The following is an 8,998-nucleotide window of genomic DNA, read 5'->3' as shown; positions in this document are numbered from 1 at the left end:
AAAGCGTTAAGAATTTCATATATCGAGCCGTTAAAAATGATTTTCTTGTTTGAGCTTTAGCGAGTTTAAAATCATTTAGGTGAGAGAAATGGAATTTAGCTTTTGACTTCTAAGTTTTTTGCTTCGTTTTTGTGTTAAGACAAAAATGAAGAGGAAGGAAGTTTGGAAGTGACTCTATAAAGTCTTGTATAAAGATCAATTGAAAGTTGAGGATAGTTTAATATGTATTAGTCAGAAATCTATTATCGTAATGCAAAAAAGCACAATCTTCTATTGAGGATTAGTGCCTTTTTAATTGTTTGTTGTATATGTTTAGTTGTAAAGCTTTATTTGAATTAATGAGTCAATGTCATTTCTATTTTATTACCATTTACAAAACAACGGTGTACATCTATATCTTGAACATCGTCTGTCACAATTGGAGATCTTTTATCTTCTTTAGTAGTAAAGAGTTTTACACTTTCCATAAACACACCTTCCATATGTCTTAAATAAATTCCTGATGCAGGCAATGTCCCACCAAGTCTTCTAAATTCTGGCCACCACCCTTCCAGTACATCTGGAGTTAATTCTTTTACTTCTGCTTTTGATAAGTATGCTGATGCTTCCTCTCCTGCAATATGCATGTTGATGTTCTTCAAAGTGATATTTTTGATACGACCTTCTGGTAAACCTGTCATTGCAATTACAGCGTTCTTTTCTACCATACGATTATCAATTTGGAAGTTTTCAAAAGTCATATCTCCCATATAATTCATTGGAGACAACTCAGCTGGTGCATCTACATGTGCTCTTTGCTTACAAAATGTCATAAAGATCGGTCGAGGTACATTGGTCATCGTCATATTTGAAAAAGTCATATTTTTCATTGCACCGCCTTCATTCATTTGAATTTTCAAGCCACTATCTTTGATGTTTTTAAAAGTACAGTTGGTTACATTCACTCTTTCAAAATCTCCCCTTGACAACAAACCAATACGTATACCTGCCCATTTACTTTCAAAAATACAGTTATTGATCACTATATCACTGCATGATCCATTCGGGTCTGAGGCTTGTAAGCAGATCGAATCGTCACTAGTATCAAAAGAACAGTTCGATACCATCACATTTTTGCAACCATCAAAGTCTAAACCATCCCCGTTGTGATTCACTCGGCTTTTAATACGAATCCCTTCTACTACTATTTCATTACAATTGATCCAAGCTGAAGTCCAAGCCGCAGGGTTGATGAGCTGAATGGATCTCATTTGAATATTAGAACAGTTAAGGAAACGTATCAGCATTGGTCTCCCTGTTTTTCGATTAAAAAATTTAGGATGACCATTCCCGTCTATTGTCCCTCTACCTTCAATACCGAAATATTTTGCATTTTCAGCATAAATAAGGCAACGGTCCATGTGGGGTTCATTTTTATATCTGTTTTTATGTGTGTCTTTAGTATAATCATTTATATCTGGGCTTCCCTTCAATATTGCTCCATTTTCCACAAAAAGTGTGACATAATCTTTGAGATAAATAGTACCTATTAGCACTACTTTTCCTGAAGGAATAATCACTCTACCTCCACCGCTTTCACTACATTTATTGATAGCATTTTGTACAGCTTTGGTATCATTAGAAGTACCGTCTGCCAAGGCACCATAATCCAAAACTGAATAATCTCGTCCAAAAAGTGGGGAAGTCAAAAAAGTGCCTAATACCATCAGTACAAGCAGGCAATAGGTAGTATTCAAAGATTTCATTAACTAAATCTAATTATGATTTATTTCATTCATTTCATAGAAAATAAATACTCAAGTCGGTCTCACTTCAACAATTATCTTCCATAACAAACATACCGTTTTCAGTTAATTTACCTCTGAAAAAAAACTACTGATAAAAGGGGAGTTTTTTACTATAATGCTATAATGAAGTGTTTTTGGGGGGGTAATCAAGAAAATGAATAAAAAAAGAGAGCCACCGTAATGACTCTCTCTTCAATTATCTAATGACAGTTACATTGGAGACATCTCTATGATGCGTTCCAAAAAACTCACTATCATATTCTATCACTATGGTATAAACAGAACCTGGTACTAACTTATTTTGATAGGTTCCATCCCAACCTCTACCCTCTTGGTTCGCGGCATTTGAATTTTCATAACTGTCATGGAATATAATTTCACCCCAACTATTATAAACAGTTAGTTTGATATTGACTACATATTTAGATCGTATCAAAAACTCATCGTTTATGCCATCACCATTAGGTGTAAATGCTGTTGGGTTGAAGAAAATAGGAGGACAACCTCTAGTTACATTCATTGAAGTTACAGTTTCACAATTGTCTTCCGTGGAAGTATCTATAATTTTCACTGTATATTCTCCTCCATCATACCTTGTCACTGCAGATGTGGTTTCTCCTGAATCTTCCCACAAATAAACATAACCTGGCGCTTCTGCTGCTTGAATAACAATTTCACCCAACTCTTCAAAGCAAAATAATGTATCTTGCACTGCAAATCCAGGGGGAAGTGGTCGGTGTATAAACTCGTATTCATGCGTAATCAGACATTCTACACCAGAAATATCATGCGTTACGAGATTGGTCAATGTATAAATCCCCGGTTCACTGACAGTCACCTTCGGGCCTACTGTACCATTGGACCATTGATACTCACCAAGCGTTCCTTCAAAGCCTTCAATAGTACCATCCATTTCTACATCATCCCCCTCACAAGCATAGTAAAGTGTTTGAGTAGGCTTTGGTAATTTAATAATGAAAATCTTTACACTTGCTTCTGTAAAGCACCCTGTATCGTTCCAGGCCTTCACTGTGTATTCAGTAACATCCTCTGTTGGAGTCACTGTGATTTCGGAAGTTGTTTCCCCTGTACTCCATTCAAATACGGTTCCTCCTTCTACTGAAAGTGTGGTCGAAGAGCCTTCACATACATAAAAATCTTCTTTTTGTACCAAATAAGGATAATCACTAACATAGACTTCTTGTATTATTTCTTTAGTACAGCCTTTCAACGATTCGATGATTAATTTTACTTTATAAGTACCTGGTTCAGCATAGGTAAATGTTGGTGAAACAGCGGTTGAACTGACTGTTGTCGAATCATTTTCCCAATCAAAATACCATACAAAACCTTTTACTAAGTTGGGATTATTACTTATACTTACACCCTCATAGGTCGAAGTATTAGTATAAAGTGTAGGTTCCCCAACACAAACATCTTCAGCCTCAAAACTCACATCGGGCAATGCATAAATCAAAATAGAAGAGGACGTGGTCACGGGTGTACAAGTATTGTCTGAAGAAACAGTCAAGTTAACAGTATAAGTACCCGGTGCATCAAATTTATAATGCGATATTGGATCTGTAGTTGTATAACTATCCACAACACTTCCATCCAATAAGAACTCCCAAGTATAATCTACAATTTCTCCTGTAGTATAGGGTGTAAAATTCGACTGACTACCATCAAAAGTAGCTGAATCAAGCATACAAACTGGAACAAGGTCACCAATTACTGGTACTGGAGATGGCGTAAACTTCACATTAAACGTTCTTGTTGAATAACCTACACGTGTATCTGTATGGTTATTTTCACTGTCAATAAAATCAATGTATTCGGCATCCACCCAAATTTCGAGGGTGTAATCTCTGCCTTCTTCATCATTTGGATCCACTTCAAAATAACCTCCAGAAGATCCATAGGTAAATGAAGCTAATGCGTCTATTCCTCCACTAGAGGCCGGAATATTTTCTCCATCCACACTCCACTGATATTTAGTGACGCCTTTGTAACTGAATTTGTCGGGTACAACGAGGTTCGCTACTTCAAAATTCTTATCGTAACCTTCAACTGTATAAGGTGATTCCGTGATACACACCACTACATCATCTATCTCAAGCTCAGGTTTCTTGAAAATGGTGATGGATTCATCCGTGATAGCATCATAATTACAAGAGGCTTTACCTTGATCCCCAAGGTCTAGTGTTGATTCAAAGACCAGTTTAGGAGTATAAATGATATTAGAATCAAGTTCGTAAGTAAAAGTCTGCAAAGAGTCTACCCCATTATAGCCGTCGCCTGACGCCCAGTTATAAGCGATATCAATTACCTCACTTGATACATAAGCGGGAAGAGCCACCATATCGGTTGTTAGAGGTGCGTATCCCGCTTTTTTATTAATATAAAATGAGCCTGTCACACCTTTTACGTTGATGGCTATGGGTGATGACATGGCTGTACAATATTGCACATCGGTGGTCTCCAAATAGACTTCATAATCTCCTGATATAAAATAATATTCGAGTTCACCAGTACTACTTTCGATCGTATTGATCACCAAATCATCTTGCATGATGATCCACTTCCAACTGTAAATAGGAACATCAGAACCATCAGCATATTTTCTTGGAATTGAATTCCCTTCTGTTCCATCGGCTTTATCCGTAAAGGTTATAGCACCCGGACAATTTAAAACTGAATCTGTGGCTGTAAATCCAGCAACAGCTTTTGGTAATTCAGGCACTTCAAAATAGATAGTATCTTTCTCAGAATATCCATTTCGGTCTTTAATTGTTAATTCCAAAGTGTACGTCCCTTCCGTAAAGGAATTAAATTGGAAGATATAGTTGTCTCGGTTATAGCTTGTGATGGATGACCATTGTTGTTCTGGTTCCTTTTTTATTCTCCACCTATACTCTGCGTAATAAGGTGAATAGACAGTAGTATCAGAAACTTTAGGATCAATATAAGTTTCTAAATAATCACACTGAAAATTAAAACTTATGTGTCGAGCTATTCCAGTGTCATCACCTGCCTCAGGAAAATCAAGAATAGGTTTTGTAACCAAAGTATAAGTATAATTGGAGTAAACCTCACAACTAGTAAGATCAGCAGTCACTTTTAAGTAAACATAATTGCTGATATACTGAGGTTTATTTAACTCATCATACGTTATTACAAAATCCTCAACGACAGTGCCCGTACCACTTTTTACCAGTACATCATTATGATACCACTCCCATTTTGGGTTAGGAGCCTCAATCTTGTATCCTGGCCTTACAGAATAAGTAACTTCATCTCCTAATGTGGCCACTGATACGTTTGAGGTGACATCAAATTCCATGGCACGAACCGTTATCTCACCTTGTTCCACTACTTCAGAACACCCATTATAATATTGAGCGTTTAACTCTGCCACCCAAACACCAGATTGACTGAATGTCATTTCGGTGGTTCTTGAACTGTAAGAGGGATAAATTCTCTTGTTTGTTCCTTTCTTTTTAAATGACCAACTATAATATCCTCCGTCTGTTACTTTGGGATCAAAATATAAAGTAGTTCCTTGGCAGATTTCGGAAGGCTGAGTATAACTCTCAATATTTTCATGATACGTAAAATCCCAATGAATATCGATCGGTTCAGGTTTTTGAGCAATATTAATGTAGGAGGTTACACTATGCACACAATAAACTGGCGGTTCTTCGGGTGTTTTTGAAGGTAAAGCACTCGAATTTTCTACAGTTAATGTCACACTTACTTCATCACCATAATCAATAGCTAAAGCTTGAAAATCGGGATGATTGACAATGTCTTCATTAATATCCTTGGTAATAATTTGAGCGGTCCTGAATCCTACTTCAATATCCCATATATAATCACTTCCTTCACCTGCTCCTATTGACTCATTCTCAATGTAAATTTTATCAGGATCACACAGTTCAGTTACACCTAATTCAAATTTAGCGAGTGGCTCTAAAATCGTGATTTTTTTATAAACAGGCTGCCCTTCACAACCATCTTGTACCGCTTTCAAACCTACTGAATACTCTCCTGGCTCAAGGTGATCATACGTTTGTATGCCATTGCGTCCAAATGAAGAAGTCCAAACATCAGTACCAAAATAATCCCATAAAAAAGTGACATCGCCCTCACTTCCTGTACCCAAATCGGTGGTATTATTAAACTCAATAAGTGAACCATTACAATAATCAGGTCCATCAAGTACCTCGAAATCTACTTTTACCGCTTCTCCCACTTTCAACTCATCTGATGCTGTTACTGTACATCCAGCTGCAAAGTCAATCTGAACTATAATATCATAAACTCCAGCTTCCAAGGATTTCAATTCAAAATTCTTGCTAGTACTTGTATATACTTTACCTGTTGACCTTTCTTCTGCTTCCCACCTTCTACTTGTTGAATTGTCTTTGATTAATGCGTCATCTTGAATCAATTCATAACCAATCGTCAATGTGTGGGGTGCACAAGAACTATACAAACCCATAATTTCTGCTTCAATGGGATATGACGAAATTTCGATTTCATTAATGACACATTCACCTGCATCATTCGCCACCAATTCAATGATATGCTCTCCGTACCCTGTTAACGGAATGGTGGGATTATCTTCATTCTCAAATAACCTCTCATCGACTCCTTTTCGCCTCCAGAAAAAATTGGTAATTCTTCCATTCAAATTTTGGATGGATAACACCACATTAAAATTATTTGTACAAAAAGTAGAACGATTGGCTTTAATACTAATGTCTGAGAGTTCCATCGGTGGAACATCTACATATAATGTATAACTACAACTACCCACCTTGGCTGTTACGGTTTTTGTTACCGTATAACTTCGGGTATTTGTAAAATTATGACGCATTTTTTCAGGATAAACAGAAGTATACTTCACACCATCTCCAAAATCCCAAGTGATCGTTTGGCCATCGAGATTATCGGGCAATGAGGGCGTAAATGTTACAGGATAAATCGCACAATATGTATCCGGTAATTCGTAGGTAAACATATCAGCATCTACGCCTAAAGCCACTGGAATCGATGCCGTTTGAGAACATCCTCCATAAGTTGCCGTGATCGTTAAAGTGTAATGGTCTCCTTTTGCAATATCATAGTTGTTACTTACTCTGCTACCTTGAGCCGTATTACCATCACCAAAATCCCACTCATAAGTTACTCCTGAAGACACCTTCGCTCCAGTTTCTTCAAATATTGTTGAAGCATTGAAGGTTTGAGTAACCTGAGTAGCACAGGTAATCAAAGATGAAGGAGAAATACTCGGAACAATCAACTCTGAAATTGTAATGTATTCATTCGTCGTTTTAATAGCACAGTCGTTATCTGTTGTTCCGTAAATAGTTGCGGTATAAGGTTGTTCTCTTGCTGGCAAAGGATTTGACAATTCATTTTCGGCTAACACTTGTCCATTAACGGTAAACTTCACATCCTTTAGGCTAATGGACGATTCTATCGTAAAAAATACTTGAGTACCATCACATCCTTCAGTGGTACTTACTGAAAAGTCAACTTCTGGAGCTGTAGAAATTTTAATGACCGTTTCTAAAGTTTTAGATTGCCCACCTTGTGTGAAAGTCACTTTTAGATTGAACGATTTATCTTCATCCGTCTGAAAAATATGATACGGGTTGTTCTCTACTGAAGTGTTCCCATCGCCAAAATCCCAAGAAAGATTAGAAACACTTCCCTTTCCATCTTCATCAATATAAAAATAAGAACTGTAGGTCAAGCAACGTTCTACTGGAGTAGCAATAATATCTTCTCCTCCTGATAAACCCTGACTTGCGTTAGCCATTATCTTCTGAGCAAATGATACAGAAGGTAAACAGAAAAAGGCAAGTAGCAGTACTACTAAATATAAAAGTTTGTTTTTCATTGTGTTAGTTTGCTTTATTTAAATGGATGGAACTGGGCAGTTAGCATGACTTGGAATTTCCTTTTTCAAGTTCCTCTTTTTATAATAATTAGGATAGAAATTCAAATCGTATCGTATGGATATTTCATGAGAATTTCCTTCGCCTAAAGTGAGTCCACCAATCGGAAAATCAAAACTATACCCGATCACAAATCGGTTGAATTTAACACCCGACATCACAACCACTGCATCATGATTGAGTTGTGTTGGGTGATCATTCGCTTTGATCGGCAACCCTCTGTACCATACACCAAAAATGATGGGGTTGTAATTAACACTTGCTCCTAAACTCAATTGATCTCCAGTTCCTTGAGACTGATAGTGCATCATCAGGCTAATCGTTTTATCATCGTAGTCTGCAATCGCTCCTTTCCATTTATAAGTCAATGGAATCCTATAGCCCATATTTACACTAAATCTCAATGGTAAAATATCTACACTATTGACCAACCTTGAAATGTTGGGTTGATTGATATGATAAACCGAGGCACCTACCCAAAGTTGTTTTGAATAAAACATCAAACCCGATGAAATGTCGGGGTAGATTTTATTTTGATCTGTCAATTGATCTGCTGTTGAGCCACTTATATTTCCATCATTATCTATTTGATCGTTAAAAGTGAAGCTATTAAAGCCTAAAGATGATTGCTCAAAGCCCCCCTGTATACCAAAACTCAAATTATATTTTTTATTGATTTTTAAATGATAGGCACCCGTCATATTAATCGACAACCGAGTCATAGATGTACCCGATGATACCGCCAAAATATCTTGATGTGCTAAAAAGCCTACACCAAAATTCTTTTTCGGAATCGGCGTATCAAATGAGGCCATAAATGTATTGTAATTCAATGGGATTCCTACCCATTGGTTACGGTAATTAATAGTTGCTCTTCCATCTCCACTTGTTCCAGCTAATGAAGGATTCAGATACAAAGGCGAAGCGTAATATTGTGATAATTGAGCGTCTTGAGCCTGTATTTTAGTAACTGTTGAAAAAAATAAGAGCACAAAACAGATGTACACATTCACGCTGAATAGTTTAACACACATAGTTTTGCTTAAGTACTTAATAATAGTCGTTGATTACTCAAATCTAATTATTAATTTTCATATTCTACCCAAGAATTGTAGTTTTTATGTTTTTGTCACCGTTCGTCCCCTTTTTTATACATCATTTAGGGAAGTGCCATGAATGAAAAATGGATCAAGTTGTAGTCCATAAAGTAGTTTTTAGAAATCAGGAGATTTCTGCTGATCT

The 8,998-nt window shown here is 36.7% G+C and carries 3 protein-coding genes; all 3 read right to left on the bottom strand.

Annotated elements, in window-relative coordinates; translation table 11 throughout:
- Nucleotides 1–335 precede the first annotated feature (335 nt).
- Nucleotides 336–1,745: a glycoside hydrolase family 28 protein gene (locus PL77_RS29105; protein ID WP_052444835.1), complete on the bottom strand. Its 1,410-nt coding sequence runs from the start codon at nt 1,743–1,745 to the stop codon at nt 336–338.
- A 238-nt stretch (nt 1,746–1,983) separates the two neighbouring features.
- On the bottom strand, nt 1,984–7,698 hold the full coding sequence (locus tag PL77_RS29100; RefSeq protein ID WP_044213334.1) for a T9SS C-terminal target domain-containing protein: 5,715 nt from the start codon (nt 7,696–7,698) through the stop codon (nt 1,984–1,986).
- Nucleotides 7,699–7,716: 18 nt separating this feature from the next.
- Complete coding sequence (locus tag PL77_RS29095) at nt 7,717–8,790, bottom strand: type IX secretion system membrane protein PorP/SprF (protein ID WP_082026793.1); 1,074 nt, start codon at nt 8,788–8,790, stop codon at nt 7,717–7,719.
- Nucleotides 8,791–8,998: the final 208 nt, after the last annotated feature.

It is taken from the genome of Flammeovirga sp. OC4 (assembly GCF_000812565.1).
In the GTDB taxonomy this organism is placed as follows: domain Bacteria; phylum Bacteroidota; class Bacteroidia; order Cytophagales; family Flammeovirgaceae; genus Flammeovirga.
Note: the sequence above shows the minus strand (reverse complement) of the source record. Positions and strands in the feature narration are given on the sequence as shown.